General features: G+C 69.0%; 19 protein-coding genes. 16 read left to right on the top strand and 3 right to left on the bottom strand.

From position 1 onward, the window contains the following. The first annotated feature begins 6 nt into the window (after window positions 1-6). From J2T21_RS05245 to J2T21_RS05205, 9 genes are all read left to right on the top strand, one after another. Complete coding sequence (locus tag J2T21_RS05245; protein ID WP_113762483.1) at window positions 7-507, top strand: MarR family winged helix-turn-helix transcriptional regulator; 501 nt, start codon at window positions 7-9, stop codon at window positions 505-507. Beyond that, a complete protein-coding gene (locus tag J2T21_RS05240) occupies window positions 504-1,622 on the top strand; it encodes a polyprenyl synthetase family protein (RefSeq protein WP_307579193.1) in 1,119 nt (372 codons plus the stop codon). Before J2T21_RS05245 ends, J2T21_RS05240 begins: the two co-directional genes overlap by 4 nt. A gap of 3 nt (window positions 1,623-1,625) precedes the next feature. Further along, window positions 1,626-2,558, top strand: a complete 933-nt coding sequence (locus J2T21_RS05235) for a phytoene/squalene synthase family protein (RefSeq protein WP_307579191.1) — start codon at window positions 1,626-1,628, stop codon at window positions 2,556-2,558. Then, on the top strand, window positions 2,555-4,177 hold the full coding sequence (gene crtI, locus J2T21_RS05230; protein ID WP_307579189.1) for a phytoene desaturase family protein: 1,623 nt from the start codon (window positions 2,555-2,557) through the stop codon (window positions 4,175-4,177). The genes J2T21_RS05235 and crtI overlap by 4 nt, the downstream gene beginning before the upstream one ends. Beyond that, window positions 4,174-4,533, top strand: a complete 360-nt coding sequence (locus tag J2T21_RS05225) for a lycopene cyclase domain-containing protein (RefSeq protein ID WP_307579188.1) — start codon at window positions 4,174-4,176, stop codon at window positions 4,531-4,533. The genes crtI and J2T21_RS05225 overlap by 4 nt, the downstream gene beginning before the upstream one ends. Further along, the gene (locus J2T21_RS05220) at window positions 4,530-4,886 is read left to right on the top strand and encodes a lycopene cyclase domain-containing protein (RefSeq protein WP_307579186.1); all 357 of its coding nucleotides are present in this window, start codon (window positions 4,530-4,532) and stop codon (window positions 4,884-4,886) included. Before J2T21_RS05225 ends, J2T21_RS05220 begins: the two co-directional genes overlap by 4 nt. 2 nt (window positions 4,887-4,888) lie before the next feature. Then, window positions 4,889-5,746, top strand: a complete 858-nt coding sequence (locus J2T21_RS05215) for a prenyltransferase (RefSeq protein WP_307579185.1) — start codon at window positions 4,889-4,891, stop codon at window positions 5,744-5,746. Window positions 5,747-5,789: 43 nt separating this feature from the next. After that, window positions 5,790-7,190 (top strand): cryptochrome/photolyase family protein, encoded by a 1,401-nt coding sequence (locus J2T21_RS05210; protein WP_307579183.1) that lies wholly within the window; start codon window positions 5,790-5,792, stop codon window positions 7,188-7,190. A gap of 62 nt (window positions 7,191-7,252) precedes the next feature. Then, entirely contained in the window at window positions 7,253-8,797 is a 1,545-nt protein-coding gene (locus J2T21_RS05205; RefSeq protein WP_307579181.1) for an FAD-dependent monooxygenase, read from the top strand. 4 nt (window positions 8,798-8,801) lie between these two features. On the opposite strand, the gene J2T21_RS05200 is transcribed toward J2T21_RS05205, so the two are convergent. Further along, window positions 8,802-9,887 (bottom strand): hypothetical protein, encoded by a 1,086-nt coding sequence (locus tag J2T21_RS05200; RefSeq protein ID WP_307579179.1) that lies wholly within the window; start codon window positions 9,885-9,887, stop codon window positions 8,802-8,804. Between the two features lie 182 nt (window positions 9,888-10,069). Here J2T21_RS05200 and J2T21_RS05195 point away from each other — a divergent pair, with 182 nt between their 5' ends. Genes J2T21_RS05195 through J2T21_RS05185 form a run of 3 tightly spaced genes read left to right on the top strand, consistent with a single transcriptional unit; the run spans window position 10,070 to window position 11,720 of the window. After that, on the top strand, window positions 10,070-10,432 hold the full coding sequence (locus J2T21_RS05195) for a hypothetical protein (protein ID WP_307579177.1): 363 nt from the start codon (window positions 10,070-10,072) through the stop codon (window positions 10,430-10,432). Between the two features lie 30 nt (window positions 10,433-10,462). After that, on the top strand, window positions 10,463-11,116 hold the full coding sequence (locus J2T21_RS05190) for a VWA domain-containing protein (protein WP_307579175.1): 654 nt from the start codon (window positions 10,463-10,465) through the stop codon (window positions 11,114-11,116). 22 nt (window positions 11,117-11,138) lie between these two features. Beyond that, complete coding sequence (locus J2T21_RS05185; protein ID WP_307579173.1) at window positions 11,139-11,720, top strand: protein-tyrosine phosphatase family protein; 582 nt, start codon at window positions 11,139-11,141, stop codon at window positions 11,718-11,720. Window positions 11,721-11,759: 39 nt separating this feature from the next. On the opposite strand, the gene J2T21_RS05180 is transcribed toward J2T21_RS05185, so the two are convergent. Then, a complete protein-coding gene (locus tag J2T21_RS05180; RefSeq protein ID WP_307579171.1) occupies window positions 11,760-14,297 on the bottom strand; it encodes an excinuclease ABC subunit UvrA in 2,538 nt (845 codons plus the stop codon). Between the two features lie 140 nt (window positions 14,298-14,437). On the opposite strand from J2T21_RS05180, the gene J2T21_RS05175 reads away from it, so the two are divergent. The 3 genes from J2T21_RS05175 (at window position 14,438) to J2T21_RS05165 (ending at window position 16,481) form a co-directional block, all read left to right on the top strand. After that, on the top strand, window positions 14,438-14,929 hold the full coding sequence (locus J2T21_RS05175) for a DUF6328 family protein (protein WP_307579169.1): 492 nt from the start codon (window positions 14,438-14,440) through the stop codon (window positions 14,927-14,929). Window positions 14,930-15,088: 159 nt separating this feature from the next. Beyond that, window positions 15,089-15,643 (top strand): Dps family protein, encoded by a 555-nt coding sequence (locus J2T21_RS05170; RefSeq protein WP_307579167.1) that lies wholly within the window; start codon window positions 15,089-15,091, stop codon window positions 15,641-15,643. Between the two features lie 202 nt (window positions 15,644-15,845). Then, window positions 15,846-16,481: a GNAT family N-acetyltransferase gene (locus J2T21_RS05165; protein WP_307579165.1), complete on the top strand. Its 636-nt coding sequence runs from the start codon at window positions 15,846-15,848 to the stop codon at window positions 16,479-16,481. A gap of 21 nt (window positions 16,482-16,502) precedes the next feature. On the opposite strand, the gene J2T21_RS05160 is transcribed toward J2T21_RS05165, so the two are convergent. Beyond that, entirely contained in the window at window positions 16,503-17,189 is a 687-nt protein-coding gene (locus J2T21_RS05160; protein WP_307579163.1) for a glycoside hydrolase family 3 N-terminal domain-containing protein, read from the bottom strand. A 301-nt stretch (window positions 17,190-17,490) separates the two neighbouring features. Here J2T21_RS05160 and J2T21_RS05155 point away from each other — a divergent pair, with 301 nt between their 5' ends. Further along, window positions 17,491-18,333, top strand: a complete 843-nt coding sequence (locus J2T21_RS05155; RefSeq protein WP_307579161.1) for a pyruvate, water dikinase regulatory protein — start codon at window positions 17,491-17,493, stop codon at window positions 18,331-18,333. Window positions 18,334-18,399 lie beyond the last annotated feature (66 nt).

The raw sequence follows: 18,399 nt of genomic DNA, 5'->3' as shown, positions 1-18,399 counted from the left end.
GCATTCGTGATCCAGGTTTCCACCGGCGAGACATCCGGCCCGCACGCGGCGTCCGCACTGCTGCATTCGGTGCTCAGGCGCAACGCCGCGCTGGAGCATGCCCTGTGCCGCCACCTCGGCATCAACGAGACCGATTTCCAGGCCCTGCAGCACCTGATGCTCGACCATCCCATGACTCCCCGGGATCTGGCGGCGAAGCTGAACATCTCCAGCGCCGCCACCACCGCTTTGATTGACCGGATGAATGGACGCGGGTTCGTGATGCGCTTGGCCCACCCCACCGACCGGCGCAGCCTGTTGCTCAGGCCCAGCCCCCTGGCCGTGACCCGGACCATGGCCGCGCTGCGGCCGCTCTTCGACGACGCCGAACTCGCCATCCAGGGGCTGAACCCCGAGGGGCAACGCGCAGTGGTGCGCTACCTGGAACACATCCTCTCCGTCATGCAAACCCGGATCGATTCCCTCACCCCTCCGCCCGCCACCAAGAAACGGAACGAACGATCATGAGCCTGCCCAGCCAAAGTCCCGCGCAGACTTGCAGACCACGACCAGCCCCGGCATCGGACGCGCTCCAGCAGCCTGTCCGGCTCCACCTGGCGGCCGTCATCCAGGAGCAGCGGGAGGCCGCCGGCGAGTATTCGAAGGCCGCCGAAACACTCTGGACCCGCATCGGGCAGGCCCTGGAAGGAGGCAAGCTCACCCGGCCACGGTTGGTGCTGCTGGGCCACGAGGCCTTCGCTTCCCCCGCCGCCGGCGAAACCGAGTCCGCGGAGCGTCTTCAACGCGTCATCCAGCTCGGCTGCGCCTTTGAGTTGCTCCACGGTTCGCTGTTGATGCACGACGACGTGATAGATCGCGATTTCACCCGCCGCGGGCGCCCCACCCTTTCGGCGTTGTACCGCGACGATGCCCTGGCCCGGGGCAAGACCGCGCAGGACGCCGAACACGCGGGGCACTCGGCCGCCATCATCGCCGGGGACCTGCTGCTGGCCGCCGCCATCAAGCTCGCCCGGTGCGCCGCCGATTCGCTGCCCGCTGCCGACGCCATCGAGAATTCCTTCCACCAGGCCATCCACCACGCCGCCGCCGGCGAGTTGGAGGACCTGCTTTTCTCCCTGGGCCCCGTTCCGGCACAGGTACACGAGGTGCTGCGCATGGAGAAGCTGAAGACCGCCGCGTACTCGTTCCAGGTGCCGCTGCATACCGGGGCGCTGCTAGCCGGTGCCGATGCCGCCGGGGCCGCGGCCCTGGCCAACATCGGCAGCCAGCTGGGAGTCGCCTACCAGCTCATCGACGACATCCTGGGGACCTTCGGCGATCCCGAGCAGACGGGAAAGTCCATCGAGTCGGACCTGCGCGAAGGCAAAAGCACCATCCTCACGGCCATGGCCGCGGCCACTCCCGGATTCAGCACCCACCTGCAGCTCTTCCGTGATCCGGATGCGGACGTCCCGGCCATGCGCTCGGCACTGGAAGCCGCGGGCGCGGAGCGCTTCGCCCGGCAACTGGCGCATGACCTGTGCGCCGGAGCCACTTCGGCCTCGCGCACGCTCAACCTGCCCGTGGCCGTCAGCTCCGAGCTCGAGGCCTTCGCCGACCTGATCCTGAACCGGGGTGCCTAGGACATGAACGCCCACACCATGGCCGGAACCGGCGGGCCCACCGCCCTGCAACGCTATTCGGCCACGGCCAGCAGCAGCGCCCGGGTGGTCATCACCAGGTATTCCACCTCCTTTTCGTTGGCCTGCCGCCTGCTGGGCAGCCCGTCCCGCGAGCACATCTCCAACATCTACGCACTGGTGCGACTGGCCGACGAGGTCGTCGACGGGGTCGCCCGCGAGGCGGGCCTCGAGGCCAGGGAGGTCGCCGCGGCCCTGGAACAACTCGAGGCCGAAACCGAGGCGGCGCTGGCCAGCGGCTATAGCACCAACATGATCGTGCACGCCTTCGCCTGCACCGCCCGGTCCCGGGGCATCGACACCGAGCTGACCCGCCCGTTCTTCGCCTCGATGCGCAGCGACCTGCAGGTCGCCAGCCACGACGCGGAGACCCTGAAGGGCTACATCTACGGATCGGCGGAAGTCGTGGGCCTCATGTGCCTGCGGGTGTTCCGCTCCATGCCCGGCGCCCCGGCCGGGCACGAGGCTGAAACCGAGGCCGCCGCCCGGAGCCTGGGTGCGGCCTTCCAGAAGGTCAATTTCCTGCGCGACCTGGCCGCCGACACCTCCGAGCTGGGCCGCAGCTACTTCCCGGGGCTGGATCCGCGCACCTTCTCCGACGAGCACAAAACCGCCCTGGTGCGGGAGATCCGCGCGGACCTCGACGCCGCAGCCCTCGGCATCGAGCACCTGGCCCCCGGCGCCGCCCGCGCCGTGGCCATGGCCCACGGGCTGTTCAGCGAACTGAACCACCGAATCGAACGCACCCCCGCCGCCGAACTCATGACACAGCGGATCTCGGTGCCGCCCGGACGCAAGGCACTGATCGCGCTGCGCACTGCCCTGGGCCGACGCCCCACCACCGCCACCGCCGACGCGGCGACCAAAGGACGACCATGAAAAACACATCGACAGACTCCGGACGCGCGGTGGTGGTCATCGGCGGAGGATTTTCCGGCCTGGCCACCGCCGGCCTGCTGGCCGCCTCCGGCCACCGGGTGACCCTGCTGGAAAAGCAGGAAGAGCTCGGCGGCCGCGCCGGACGACTGCGGCGCGCGGGATTCAGCTTCGACACCGGCCCCTCCTGGTATCTGATGCCGGAGGTCATCGAGCATTGGTTCGAGCTCATGGGAACCTCCACACAGAACGAGCTGGACCTGGTGGACCTGCCCATCGGCTACCGCACCTGGTTCCAGAGCGACTACACCCCGCTGGACATGCCGTCGGGGGCCGGGGCCCGGGACGCCTTTGAGTCCCTGCAGCCCGGTGCCGGAGACGCCTTGGACAACTACCTGGAAAAGGCCGCCGAGAGCCACGACCTGGCCCTGGAGCACTTCCTCTATGCCGATCTGTCCTCCGCCGCCTCCGTGCTCGATCCCCGGCTGCTGCCGCTGCTGCCCAGGCTCGCGCCGCTGCTGGCCGGCTCCCTGGAGTCCTTTGTGGCCAAGCGCTTCAGCGATCCGCGGCTGCGCCAGATCTTGGGCTATCCCGCGGTGTTCCTGGGCTCGAGCCCCAAGCGCACCCCGGCGCTCTACCACCTGATGAGCCACCTGGATTTGACCCAGGGCGTGAAGTACCCGATGGGCGGCTTCGCGCAGCTGGTCGATGCCATGGCCGCGCTCTGCAAGGCTGCCGGGGTCCAGATCATCACCGGCGCCGAGGCCACCGGCATCGAGGTCTCCGGCACCGGCGCGAACGCCCGGGCCCGCGGCGTGCGCTGGATCCAGGAAGGCACCCTACGGCATCTGGAGGCGCAGACCGTGGTGGGGGCCGCGGACCTGCACCACCTGGAGACCGAGCTGCTCCCGGTGGAACATCGCTCCTCCTCCGCGGCAAGTTGGAAGCGGCGCGATCCGGGGCCCAGCGCCGTACTGCTCTGCCTGGGCATCTCCGGCAAGCTCCCGGAGCTCAGCCACCACAACCTGCTGTTCACCTCCGACTGGGACGACAACTTCGGGCGCATCCACCGCGGGGAGGACCTCGCGGAGGAAACCAGCCTGTACGTCTGCATGCCCAGCGCGACCGATCCCTCCGTGGCACCGGCGGACCACGAGAACCTGTTCATCCTGGTTCCCGCACCTGCCCTGCCCGCATGGGGCACCGGCGGCCCGGACGGCACCGGATCGCATCAGGTGGAGAACGTGGCGGATGCCGCGCTCGACCAGTTGGCCGCCTGGGCCGGGATCGAGGACCTGCGCGAGCGCGTCGTGGTGCGCCAGAGCTTTGGCCCCGGAGACTTCGCGCAGAACCTCAATGCCTGGCAGGGCGGGGCGCTGGGGCTGGCCCACACGCTGGGCCAGTCGGCCTTCTTCCGTCCCTCGAACCACAGCTCGAAGGTCAGCGGCCTGCACTATGCAGGCAGCTCGGTGCGCCCGGGCATCGGCATCCCGATGTGCCTGATCAGTGCCGAAATCATTGCCAAGAAAGTCAACGGGATCACGGGCAAGGGGCCCATCGACCCCGGCCACCCGGCATGGGCGGCCGGGCGCACCGCGGCGGCCCGGGAGGCACGCCCGTGACTTACCTGCTGATCCTGCTGGCGCTGATCGCCTGCATGGCCGCCCTGGATGCCAGATACCGGCTGTTCGTCTTCGCCCGGCCCGCACCCGCCCTGCTGGCACTGGCCGGCGGCACCGCGATGTTCCTGCTCTGGGACGTGATCGCCATCGACCTGGGGATCTTCCTGCACCGCGAGTCGGGGCTGATGACAGGGGTGATGCTCGGTCCCCAACTGCCGCTGGAAGAGGCCTTCTTCCTGTTCTTCCTCTGTTACAACGCGATGGTCCTGTTCACCGGCGCCCTGGCCCTGGGGGCACGGCGCGCCGCGGCGGCCCGCATTTCAACGCCCGTTCCGGCCCCGGAGGAAAACTCATGAGCTTCGCCCACCTGTCCCTCTATTTCATGCTCGGCTCCATGGCGCTCTTCGCCGTGGCACTGCGCGTGCGCGGTGTGAGGCTGCGCGACATTGCCCCCGCGGGCGGGCTCACCCTGGCGGTGCTGCTGGTGCTGACCGCGGTGTTCGACAACGTGATGATCGGCTCGGGCCTCTTCGACTACAACAGCCAGGCCCTGCTGGGCATCCGCGTGGGCCTGGCCCCGCTGGAGGACTTCAGCTACCCGTTCTGCGCGGCGCTGGCGGTCCCGGCACTGTGGTGGTTGGCCGGGGGCTCTCCCGCCGGTGCCACGCCGAAGCAGCCCTCCCCGGACGACTCCGGAAGGGAGGACTGAGCATGCTGCGCGAACTGCTGGCGACCTCCAGGCCCGTCTCCTGGGTCAACACCGCCTACCCCTTTGCCGCCGCCTACCTGCTGGTCGCCGGGCGGATCGACTGGCTCGCGGTGGTCGGAACGATCTTCTTCCTCATCCCCTACAACCTGGCCATGTACGGGATCAACGACGTCTTCGACCACGAGTCGGACCTGCTGAACCCGCGCAAGGGCGGCGCGGAGGGTGCGGTGGTGGACCGCAGCCGGCACCGCGGGATCCTGGTGGCCTGTGCGGTGGCCTGTGTGCCGTTCCTGGCGGTGCTGGGCATCGCCGGGTCCTGGCGGGCAAACCTGGTGCTGCTGCTCTCGATGGCCGCGGTCATCGCCTACAGCGCCCCGCAGCTGCGCTTCAAGGAGCGGCCCTTCCTTGACTCATTGACCTCCAGCACGCACTTCGTCTCCCCCGCGCTCTACGCTCTGGTGCTGGCCGGGGCGCACTTCGACTTCGCCCTGGTGGCGATCCTGCTGGCCTTCTTCCTCTGGGGCATGGCCTCGCACGCCTTTGGCGCGGTGCAGGACATCCTGCCCGACCGCGCCGCATCCCTGGGCTCCATCGGCACGGTGCTCGGGGCCAGGTGGACGGTCCGCTTCGCCGCGGCCGCCTACCTCGGCGCCGGCGCGCTGCTGCTGACCACCGACTGGCCCGGTCCGCTGGCCGCGTTGCTGGCGCTGCCATACCTGGCCAATGTGCTGCCATACGCGCGGCTGCGGGACGAGGATTCCGCCGCGGCCAACGCCGGCTGGCGGCGCTTCCTATGGCTGAACTACGCCACCGGGTTCTTCGTCACCATGCTGCTGGTTTGGCATGTCCTGGGTCGCTAGGCCCGACCCGCACCCTCCCCCACTGATCCCGAAGGACCGGACCATGAACGCACCCACCTCCCTGATGTGGTTTCGCGACGATTTGCGCGTCGCCGACAACCCGGCGCTGTCCGCCGCGATGGCCGCCGGGCCGGCCGTTGCCCTGTTCATCCTCGACGAGCAGTCCCCCGGGATCCGGCCGCTGGGCGGCGCGGCCAGGTGGTGGCTGCACCACGGACTGAACGAACTGCGCGATTCCCTGGCGGGGCTCGGCGTGCCGCTGCTGCTTTACCGCGGGGCCGCGACGAACATCCTCCCGGGGCTGCTGGCCACCGGTTCCTTCACCGCGCTGCACTTCAACCGGCGCTACGGCGGGCCCGAACGTGCGGTGGACACCGCGGCGACGGCGTTGGCGGCCGCGGCGGGAATCGAGGTCCAGAGCCATGCCGGCACCCTGCTGCACGAGCCGTGGACCGTGGCGACGCAAGGCGGAACGAACTTCAAGGTGTTCACGCCCTTCTTCAACGCGCTGCAGGCCCTGCCGCTGCGCCGGGCACTGCCGCGGCCCGCCGCACAACACGCACCGGAGATCTCCCTGCCCGCGGAGGAGCTTGCCGCGTGGGACCTGCTGCCGGTGGATCCGGACTGGTCGCACGGCCTGGCGGCCACCTGGGTTCCCGGCGAGGCGGCGGCCCGCGACCGCCTCGGCACGGTGTTGGAGGACATCGCCGGGGACTATGCGCAGACCCGCGACAGGCCCGACACCGACGGGACCGCACGGCTGTCGGCAGCCCTGCGCTGGGGGCACCTCAGCCCGGTCGAGGTCTGGGAGGCGCTGGGTTCCACCCTGGCCCCGCACCCCGACCGGGCGGCGGGGGCGCGGGCCTTGATGCGGCAACTGGCGTGGCGCGACTTCTGCTGGAACCTGCTCTACCACCACCCGGAGCTGGCCACGGCGAACCTGCGCGCGGAGTTCGACGCGTTCGACTGGGCCCGGCCCGGCGCCGGGGACCCGAACGACGAAGCGGAGAACCACTTCGCGGCCTGGTGCGCGGGTTCGACGGGCTTTGGCCTGGTGGATGCGGGCATGAGGCAGCTGTGGGAAACCGGGTGGATGCACAACCGGGTCCGCATGCTTACCGCCAGCTTCCTGGTCAAGAACCTGGGCATCCACTGGCGCTCCGGCGAGGAATGGTTTTGGGACACCCTCGTTGACGCCGATTCCGCATCGAACCCGGCGAACTGGCAGTGGGTTGCCGGGTGCGGTGCCGACGCCTCCCCGTTCTTCCGGATCTTCAACCCGCAGCTGCAGGCCAAGAAATTCGATCCGCGCGGCGCCTATGTGGCCCGCTTCGCACCGCTGTCCCCGGGCGAACCGATCGTGGAGCTGGGACCATCGCGCGCCGGGGCCCTGGAGGCGCTGGCGCGCATGAAGGAGTTCCGGGCCACCGGCGTCGGGGGCTGATGGCCCCGCCACGCGGGGCTCTACCGGTGCGTTGCCGGTGCCGGGGGCGTAGCGTGGGAACCATGGACACCTCACTGCTACACACTGACGTTCTGGTAGTCGGCGCCGGGCCCACGGGCCTGATGGCGGGGGCCTGGCTGCAAAAATTCGGGATCGACGCCAGGGTCGTGGACCTGAAATCCGGCCCGACCAAGGAATCCCGGGCGCTGGCGCTGCAGGCGCGCAGCATGGAGATCTACCGCCAGCTCGGCCTGGCCGACGAGGTCAAGTCCCGCGCCATCCCCACCGGTGAATTGCGCCCCGGCATCGGGGCCCGCAGCTTCAAGAGCATCAAGCTCAACCGGCTCGGCTACGCCCAGACGCACTACGCGGGCCTGACCATGCTGGAGCAAAGCGTCAACGAGGAACTGCTCGCGGAGCACCTCAAGGACGGCGGCCACGAGGTCTTGTGGGAGCACGGCTACGAATCCTTCGAGGACACCGGGGACCGGATGCTCATCAAGTGCACCGGCCCGGAAGGCCCGGTGCATATTTCCGCGCGCTACGTGATCGCAGCGGATGGCGCCTCGTCCCCCCTGCGCGAATCCTTCGGCATCGCCTTCGAAGGCACGACCGACGACGAGGTCTTCTACGTGCTCGACGCCCAGGGGGTCTCGGGCATGGGATCGGGCATCAACCTGCGTTTCTCCGACGAGAACTTCATGCTGGGATTCCCCATGGGCAGCGATCAGAACGGCGGGGAGCGCCGCCGGCTGCTGGGCATCCTGCACGAACCCAAGAATTCCGGCAAGGAGAAGCCCGACGTTGACGAGGAGCGGGCGCGGGCCAGCCTGCGCCAGGAGTTCGGGGTCCTGTACCGGGATGCCGCCTGGTTTGCCACCTACCGGGTGCACCACCGGGTCGCCGAGCACTTCAGCGAAGACCGGGTCTTCCTGGTCGGGGACGCCGCCCACATCCATTCCCCCGTCGGGGCCCAGGGCATGAACACCGGCCTGCAGGACGCACACAACCTGGTGTGCAAGCTGGCCGATGTGTTCTCCGGCCGCATGCCCGAGACCTACCTCCAGCGCTACGAGGCCGAGCGCCGTCCGGTGGCGCTGCGGCTGGTGTCCACCACCGACAAGCTCTTCAGCGCCGCAACCTCCAGCTCGTTGCTGGCCCGCACGGTGCGCACCCGTGCGCTGCCGGTCTTCTGGCCGGCGGCCGTGCGCCTGGTGGGCAGGATCCCCGCCGGGCGCCGCTTCTTCGGTTACCTCTCGCAGATCCGCATCCACTACTGGATGGACGACCGGTCCAAGGACCGCGCCACCCTGGCCACCGGCTTTGCCCGCACCAGGCGCCGCGGCAAGGTGCTGGGCCGCCGCCTGCCCTGGGTGCCCAACCGCTCCGGAGCCGCACCGGACAACTTCGAGGTGCTCAACGACGCCTGCTGGCAGGTGCACATCTACGGTCCCGCAGGCCGGGACCGCGGGGAGGAACTGGCTTCCGCGTACGGGGTGCCGCTGCATGAGTTCGCGGCCGCCCCCAAGCGCCGGCTGCCCAACGGCTCGGTGGTGCTGGTGCGCCCGGACATGTTCGTCGCACACTTCGAACAGGTCCCGGCCTGATTCCTCAGCCGCTGACCGCCACCACGTCGGCCAGGGCCTTCTCCTTGACGGCGAGCGCCGCGGCGGCGGTCCGGATGAAAACCACCAGCCAGCCAAAGACGATGCCCACCACCGCCAGCTCGAACGCCGTGAGGTTGTAGTAGGCCAGCGGCTGCCAGAGCAGTGCCGCGCCCACCAGCCCCAGGAAGCAGGCGAAGGACAGCAGGTGGAAGACCCAGGGAAACCCCGGGAGCCAGAAGGCCGCGCCCAGGAGCAGCACCACGATGAATCCCGCCGCGATCCGCACGATGACCGAGTGCACCGGGGCCGCGACGTTGACCGGAACCAGCCCGATGCCGATGACGCAGGCACCCAGGCCCAGCAGGCAGGTGCGCACCACCGCGGGCCGCGGCCGGATGAACCTGGGCCGCGGCTTGCCCTGGGCACGGGCGAACTCGTCGTGGATGAGGGCCAACAGCCTGATGTTGCGCACGATGAACGCGGTCAGGGTGCTGAGCACCAGTCCGGAGATCACCAGGGTGACATTGAAGGTCCAGAACGAGGTGAGTCCCGAGGACCGGGTTCCCAGCGAGGAAAACATCGACCTCCACCAATACGGGTTCTCGGCCGCCATCATGCTGATGAAAACGCCCGTCACCAGGAAGACGGCCAGCAGCCCGGAGAGGTTCAGGGCGTTGAGCCTGGCCGCGGAGACCAGCGCCGCGTACCCGGCGATCCCGGCAAAGATGCCCACCATCAGGCTTCCGGCGAACCTGTCCACGGTCAGCCCCAGGAACGCGTCCTGGAACACCCGGAAGATGATGATCGCTGCCATGGCGCAGATTGCGGCATGGATGAGCACGAGCGCGACGGCGTTGATGATCCGGCGGTAGCGGGGAAGCTCGAGCAGCCACACCTGGGTCTGCAGCAGGAAGCGCTGGTATCCCAGGATGGCGCCGGCGGTGGCGGCCAGTGAAGCGAGCATCGCGGCGAAGACGCCCACCGAGCGGAAGCCGGCCAGATCGGGGCGGTAGCCGACGAATCCGATGAGTCCGGCCACGATGCCCGCCACGGTGCAGCCCAGTCCCAGCCATAGCGCCCAGCTCTCCACGCGAAACTGGATTTCGGCAGATGGGGCTTGGGTTCTCGGTCCTGATTCGCTGTCCACCCTTTTGATTCTGCCATTCTTTGGGCGGCCCTTCATGGGGCCTTCGGCCCGCCGGAGCCCCGTCTGCGCAAAATAATCCACCTCTCACTATTGACACATGCTCAGAAACTGCGCATGATGAGTTTATGAACAAGAGGAAGCGCACCCCGATCGATGAAGCCCGACAGCTGCTGGGGGACGTCCCGTCCGACCCGCTGGCAGCGGTCGAACGACTGGGCGAGGTCCGCGAACTGATCGATGCCGCCCTGAACGAGGAGATGGCCAAGGCCGCCCTCGAGGGCGCATCGATCCGTTCGGTGGCCGTCCGCGCCGGGCTCTCGCCCAACGCGGTCCCCCCGCGGCTGGCCCGCACCTCGCAGCTGTCCAGCTACACGGACGCCGGCGGCAAGGTGTCAAGCTCCTCCATCGAGCGGGCCCGCTACGACTCCGAAACCGGGCGCCCCGCGCCCACCGAACCGATGACCTTCAAACCCCGGCGCACCACCTAAACGAAGCGCCACATCCGAAAGGCACTGATCATGTCCGACAAAGACACCGCCATGCTGGTCTTCCTGCTCGACCGTTCCGGATCCATGCACGACATCAAGCACGACATCGAGGGCGGACTGAACGCCTACGTCGCCAAGCAGAAGGCCGAAGCAGGCAGCGCCACCGCCTCCCTGCACCAATTCGACAACGAGTACGAAGACGTCTACGTGGACCTGCCGCTGGAGGACGTGCCCACCTTCACCCTGGAACCCCGCGGCTCCACGGCCCTGTTCGACTCGATCGCCACGACCATCACCAACACCCGCAAGCGCATTGCCGCCATGCCTGCCAACCGGCGCCCGGGCATCGTGCACCTGAATATCGCCACCGACGGACACGAGAACGCTTCCACCCGATACAGCCGCCGGGCCATCCGGGACATGGTCCAAACCCAGCAGGAGGTCGACCACTGGATCATTTCCTACATGGGCTGCAACCAGGACGCCGTCGAGATCGGCACCAGCCTGGGCATCGCCCCCGAGCGCTCCCTCACCTACACCCGGGAAACCGCCGCCGAAGCCATGGACGCCTACAGCCAGATGACCAGCAAGGCCCGCGGCGCCACCCGGCTCGGCGCGGACTGGGACGAGATCCGCGCCGAGTCGGTCTTCACCGCACGCCAGCGCAAGGCCACGGGCAAGTAACATGCGCGCCAACTTGGGGTGGGTGACCGCAGACCTTGCCGTCGGCGGGGACCTGGACGTCGACGACGACGTCATGGTGCAGCAAGTGATCGACATTCTCGACGCAGGGATCACCCACGTGGTGGATCTGCGCAGTGAGGCCAACGACGCCGGGATCTGGAAGCACGTGCATGTCAAGTACCGTTGGCTGGGGACCGACGACGCCGACGGGCACGTGGTCCCGCCGGAAATCTTCGACGCGGGGGTGCGCTTCGCCCGGCTCGCGGCACACGAGGGCGGAAAGGTGCTGGCCCACTGCCATATGGGGATCAACCGCGGACCGTCCATGGGCTTCGCGATCCTGCTGGATCGCGGTTACCCGCCCATCGAGGCCTTCGACATGATCCGCGCCGCGCGACCGCAGGCCTTCATCGCCTACGCGCAGGACGCCTTGGCCGCCCACGCCGCCCGGCAAATGCGCCAGGGGGCGCGGCCGGGCAACCGGGAAAGGCAGGCGCGGTTGCTGCAAGAGCACATCGATGAGGTGCTCACGCCCAGCGCCGTCGGGCGCATCCGCCACCTGATGCGCCAGACCCACCGCCGGGATCTGGGCTTTACGGCCTGATCCCCCCGGCCGGCGGGTGCGAGGCGCCGCGCCCGCCGGCTACCGCGGGTTCGACCCCACGAGCCCCAGGCGCCTGGCCAGGTAGGGAGCGGTCCTGGACTCCGGGTGGAGGGCCAGCTCCCCGGGGGTCCCGGTGGCAACGATCTTCCCGCCCTTGTCTCCCCCGTCGGGGCCCAGGTCGATGACCCAGTCGGCGGCGGCCACCACGTCCATGTGGTGTTCGACCACGACCACGGTGTTCTTCTCCTCGACCAATCGGTGCAGCTGGCCCAGCAGCAAGGCCACGTCCGCCGGGTGCAGGCCGGTGGTGGGCTCGTCCAGCAGGTAGAGCGTGTGCCCGCGCCGGGCGCGCTGCAGCTCGGTGGCCAGCTTGATGCGCTGTGCCTCGCCGCCGGAGAGCTCCGGCGCCGGCTGCCCCAGGGCCAGGTAGCCCAGCCCCACGTCGCGCAGCGTCGCCAGCGACCGGGCGGCGGCCGGGATCCCGGCCAGGAACGCCGCGGCATCATCGACGCTCAGGGCCAGGACCTCGGCGATGTTCTTGCCCGCGTAGGTGACCTCGAGGGTCTCGGGGTTGTAGCGCGAGCCGTGGCATTCCGGGCACGGCCCGTAGCTTCCGGGCAGGAAGAGCAGCTCCACCTCCAGGTAGCCCTCGCCCAGGCAGGTTTCGCAGCGGCCGCCGGCGACGTTGAAGGAGAAGCGCCCGGCCCCGTAGCCGCGCCGCTTGGCCAGCGGCGTGTCGGCGAAGGCCTTGCGCACCGCGTCGAACAGGCCGGTGTAGGTGGCAAGGTTCGAGCGCGGGGTGCGGCCGATGGGCTTTTGGTCCATGGCCACGATCCGCTCGATCCGCTGCGCCCCGCGCACCTCGCGCACCGTGGCCAAGGCCGCATCGACGCCCGGCTCCGGGATCTCGGGCCCGGGGGTTTCGGCGGATCCGATGCGCCGGCTGCCGCCCAACATGTCCGCCAGCCCGTGCGCCAGCGCACGGCTGACCAGGGAGGACTTGCCCGATCCGGACACCCCGGTGACGGCGCTGAGCACGCCCAGCGGGAAGCGCGCATCCAGCTCCGCCAGGTTGTGCAGGGAAATCCCGTCCAGCTCCAGCCAGTGCTCGGCAACCCGCGGCGCCCGCGCCACCGCGGCATCCGTGCGGGGCTCCAGGAACCGCCGGGTCACCGATTCGTCCACGCGGCGGAGCCCGGCCACCGGGCCGCTGTAGAGCACCTTGCCGCCGCCGGCACCGGCGCCGGGGCCCACGTCGACCACCCAGTCCGCCCGGGCCACCACCTCCATGTTGTGTTCCACCACGAAGACGGAGTTCCCGGACGCCTTCAGCGCCTCAAGCACCTCAAGCAGCGGCCTCGCATCGGCCGGATGCAGGCCGGCCGAGGGCTCGTCGAGCACATAGATGACCCCGAAGAGACCCGAGCGCAGCTGCGTGGCGATGCGCAGGCGCTGCATCTCCCCGGGAGAGAGCGTCGGGGTTCCGCGGTCAAGGCTCAGGTAGCCCAGGCCCAGGTTGGCCAGCACCTCGATGCGTCCCAGCAGGTCGGCGGCGATCGAGGCGGCGACCCCGCCGGCAAGGTCCCCCGAGGCCCCCTTCCGGGGGTCGGCCAGCGGCCGCAGCACCACGGCCAGGTCGTCGAGCGCGGTGGCGTTGAAGCCGGCAATGTCCAGGGACGCCACCGTGACAGCCAGCGCCTCGGGGCGGAAGCCGGTGCCATGGCATTGAGGGCAGGGCCCGGAGCGCATGAAGCGCAGCGCCTTGGCCCGCATCGTTTCGGACTTGGAGTCGGCCACGGTGTGCAGCACGTAGCGGCGCGCGCTCCAGAAGCGGCCCTGGTAGGGCTTGGCGACCCGGTCGCGCTCGGGCGTCACCTGGACCACGGGTTGTTCGTCGGTGAACAGCAGCCAGTCGCGCACCTTCTTCGGCAGGTCCCGGAAGGGCACATCCACGTCGTGGCCCAGGTGCGAGGTGATGTCGCGCAGGTTCTTCCCCTGCCAGGCACCGGGCCACGCGGCAATCGCCCCCTCGCGGATGCTCAAGGACGGGTCGGGGACCAGTGAATCCTCGGTGACGGTGTGGGCGACGCCCAGCCCGTGGCATTGCGGGCAGGCGCCCACCGCGGTGTTCGGCGAGAAGGAATCCGAGTCCAGGCGCGGCGCCCCGGCCGGATAGTCCCCGGCACGGGAGAAGAGCATCCGCACCGAGTTCGACAGCGTGGTCAGCGTGCCGACGGTGGAGCGGGAGCTGGCGGTGCCGCGGCGCTGCTGCAGCGCCACGGCCGGGGGCAGGCCGGAGATGAACTCGACCTTCGGCGTGTGGCCCTGGGCGATGAGCCGGCGCGCATAGGGCGCCACGGATTCCAGGAACCGTCGCTGCGCCTCGGCGAAGATCGTGCCGAAGGCCAGCGAGGACTTCCCGGACCCGGAAACCCCGGTGAAGGCGACGATGGCATCGCGCGGGATGCGCACCTCGACGTCGCGCAGGTTGTTCTCGTTGGCGCCGCGCACGTGGACGAATCCGTCATGCGTGCCCGGTGCCGGGGTGTATTCGGTGTCCTGGCCAATGCTGTTCACCTTCCCCACCCTAGGGCCAGCGTGCACCGGAGATCCACCCGCACCGCTTTTCGGTGCAATCCACGGGCCGTGTTGCCATGTCCCGGCGCGATATGTCGCATAGTGTTTTTCACACACCGTCCCCAGCAGAGGAGTTCGCCATGGCCAAGCACACCGACACCGCCAGGAAGTCCGAGGACAGCGACGAGGAGCTGCACCGCAAATGGAACGAGTTGCTGCAGGAGATGCGCGTGATGCAGACCGGTGCGCAAATCCTGGCCGCCTTCCTGGTGGTCCTGCCCTTCCAGTCCCGCTTCGACACCCTGGAGGTGCCCGATGAACGGTTCTACCTGGTGTTGCTGGTCGCCTCGGCCCTGGTGATCCTGCTGCTGGTCACCCCTGTGGCCGTGCACCGGCACTTCTTCGGCCAGCAGCTCAAGGCCACCACCGTCCACCTGGGCCACATCATTTCCCGGCTCGTGGTCGTGGGGGTGGGGGTGCTGGTGGCCGGGTGCGTCTGGTTCGTCGTCCAGGTGCTGCATGGTTGGCAGATGGGCCTGCTCGTAGGCGGGATCCTGATGGCGGCCGCGCTCTTCCTGCTGCTGGTGCTGCCGCGGATCGTTACCCCGCGCTCGACGCTTCCGGCGGAATGAGCGAGGGAAGGGACCGGACCGGGATTTAACCCATCATTGTTTGCCATTCGCGAAATCCCCGGGCGTTTCTTTCCCGGTGCGTGATACGTTGCTGTCACCGCTACATCACATGGATATCCACGGAAGGCTGCGCGGCAGCCGATCATCGAGGAGGCAGTTATGGCAGCAAAAACCAACGCAGGATTCACGGTCCCGGGCATGAGCCTGGCCGACGGGCACAAGGTCGCCAATGCGCTGCAGATGCGGATCCACGCATTCAACGACCTGCAGCTGACCCTCAAGCACGCACACTGGAACGTGGTGGGTCGCGACTTCATCGGCGTCCACGAAATGCTTGACCCGCAGATCGATCTGGTCCGGTCCATGATCGACGCCCTGGCCGAACGCATGGCCACCATGGGGGTTGCCCCCAACGGCCTGCCCGGCGCCCTGGTCGCGGCACGCGCCTGGGACGACTACGAGATCGGCCGGGCCAGCACCACCGAACACCTTGCCGCCCTGGACCTGGTCTACACCGGGGTCATCACCTCCATGCGCAAGACCATCGAGGAGGTCGGCAAGCTGGACCCGATCACCGAGGACATCCTCATCGGCCAGACCGGCGAACTGGAGCAGTTCCAGTGGTTCATGCGCTCGCACCTGGAAAACAGCGCCGGGGAGCTGTCCAACAAGGACACCCGCACCGAGAAGGGCGCGGCCAAGAAGGCCAAGTAGCGCCGATCGCACGGCCAGCCAGGGGACCCCGGAGCATGCTCCGGGGTCCCCTTTCCTTGTCTTGCAGCGCCGCGACGCCGGCTCCCCGGGCCGCTGGGCCTCGTTTACCCTTGACCGCCGGATACTGCGCTGGCAGTCTCGTATCCAGGGTGCCGGACGAACCTCGCCCGGCACATGCCGCCAGGGCGGGAGCGAAAAGGACATGAAAACAAGCCGGGAATCCACCAAGACCGCGGACCTGCGCATCGTGCCGGCCAACCAGGCCGGCAGCGCGGACCTGGAGAAGGTCTTCGGCTCCAGGGGCACCGCGTGGGATTGCCAGTGCCAGTGGTTCCAGAATCCCGGCAAGAGCTTCGACGCACTCTCCGTGCAGGAGCGCGCACACGACTTGCGCACCCAGACCCGGTGCGGGATTCCGGATGCGCAGACCACCAGCGGGTTGGTCGCCTACCTCGGGGACGAACCGGTGGGCTGGTGCGCCGTCGAGCCGCGCACCGCCTACCCGCGACTGCGCACCTCGCGCGTGGCCTTTGGCGGCCGCGACGAGGAGGACCGGGAGGATGGGGGCGTGTGGGCGGCGGTCTGCTTTGTCACCCGCACGGGGTTCCGGCGCCGCGGGGTCAGCCGCGCCCTGGCTGCGGCGGCCGTGGACTTCGCCCGGTCCCGCGGGGCCCGCGCCCTGGAGGGCTACCCGTTGCTGCTGCCCGTGGGCAAGGCCCCGATGTGGGGCGAGCTGTATGTGGGCAGCCGCTCGATCTTTGCCGACGCCGGCTTCAGGGAGGTCGGCCACCCGACCCCGCGCCGCTTCGTGATGCGCATCGACTTCGGGCAGCCCTAGCCGGCCGAATCACCTTTGTTGCTACTGCCCGGCACGGGTCTGCAGCACCTCCAGGGCGGCGGCGTCGACCTTGGCCCGGGGCAGGTTGTACGGGGCGAAGGCCGCGGACGGAACGGTGTCGGCGACCGGGGCCAGGTTCACGTTCAGGCCCGCGGCATGCAGCTGTTTGCCCCAGGTGGTGGCCGCGGCCTTCAGCGTCGAGGGAGCCCAGGTTCCCTGGTGCAGCGCGGTGGGCATGGTGGAAAAGCCGGGCCCCTTGAGCACCTGGACGTATCCGCCCTCCTGGTCGGTGGCGATGAAGCGCTTCTGCCCGCCGGTGCTCGTCAGGGACACGGTGGCGTTGATCTTGGTGACCACGGCCTTGGTGGCGGTGACCCCGGAGTGGCTGTGGCCCTTGAGGAACACGTTGCCGATCTTGTTCTTGGTGAGGATCGACAGGTCCGTGGCGCTGGCTCCGGTGGCCGGCACCCCCATCATCAGCACCTGTCCGACGCGTTGGTCAAGACTCAGCGTGGCCAAGGTCCGGGTCGGGGTCAGGGACGCGACGTTCACCGCGGCACGTTGCACGCCGGTGGTGGCGGCGGCCGGGCCGGGTCTTGCCAGGGGCGGGCCCATCGGCGAGAGGCCCGCCGCCAGCGCGAGCGCCAAGGCTCCGGTCACGGCCGCCCGCGCGGCGGAACGAGGGGTGGATGATGAATGCCCGCGCATGGCGAACACCTCGATTCGAAGGAAACTGACGCAATTCCAGTCTTCGACCGGAGCGTTTGACCCGTCGGTTGCCGTGGATTTTCCTCCGGTTTGCCCGCCCGCCCCGGCAGGGCAGCCACGTGGACCGGCCGGCGGCAGGCGGCCCGACAGCGCCGGCCATCCGAGCCGTCCCACCGGTGCCGACGGCCGTGCTGCAGGCGCATTCCCGGTTCCCTCCGGTGGTTTTTCCGGGGTCTTGGCGTTCCGGCGGACGCACCTGGTTTCCGGCCATCTGCAATGATGGGGAAAAAGGAGATGCATCTTGGGCAAGACAGAAAACCCCGGCGGCGATGAACCGGTGTCCCGCCCCGTCTATTTCCTCTCGGACAGCACCGGAATCACCGCCGAAACCCTGGGCAACACCCTGCTGACACAGTTCCCCGAAAGCAACTTCAACCGCACCACCGTGCCTTTCATCACGACGGTCGAACAGGCGCGGTCGGTGGTGGACGCCATCGACGCGATCGCCGCCCGGGGCCTGCCGCCGATCGTGTTTTCCACGGTCGTGGGCGGGGACATCCGGATGACGCTGGCCGAATGCCGGGCAACGGTCGTGGACCTGATCGGGACCCACATCCGGCAGCTGGAGGGGGCGCTGGGCACCGCGGCCAGCGGCAAGCCGGGCCAGGCGCACGGCCTGGGAAACGCGGTCCGCTACCAGGCCCGGATGACGGCCGTGGAATATGCCATGGAGCATGACGACGGGCAGAGCCTGCGCGCCCTGGAGAAGGCCCAGGTCATCCTGGTGGCCCCGTCGCGCTGCGGGAAGACACCCACCACCATGTACCTGGCGCTGCAGCACGGGATCTTCGCGGCGAACTTCCCCCTGATCGAGGAGGACTTTGAAAGGGACGGGCTTCCGGTGCCGCTGCGGCCGTTTGCGCAGAAATGTTTCGGGCTCACCTCAACTCCCCAGCGGCTGAGCCAGATCCGCACCGAACGCCGCCGGGGTTCCTCGTATGCCTCGCTTCAGCAATGCGGCTACGAGCTGCGCAGTGCCGAACTGCTGTATCTCGCCCACGGGATTCCCTACCTGAATTCGGCCAGCGTGTCCGTGGAAGAGATGGCCGCGACCATCCTGCAGAAAATGCGCCTGAAGCACTAGGCAAGGAATCCCGCCAAGTCAATATGGTGCACATCACCTAGCAAGAAGCCGCCGGAACCTGTCACA

Origin of the sequence: Paeniglutamicibacter psychrophenolicus (assembly GCF_030812255.1) — a bacterium.
Lineage (GTDB): Bacteria > Actinomycetota > Actinomycetes > Actinomycetales > Micrococcaceae > Paeniglutamicibacter > Paeniglutamicibacter psychrophenolicus_A.
This window is presented reverse-complemented; position numbering and strand designations above follow the sequence as displayed.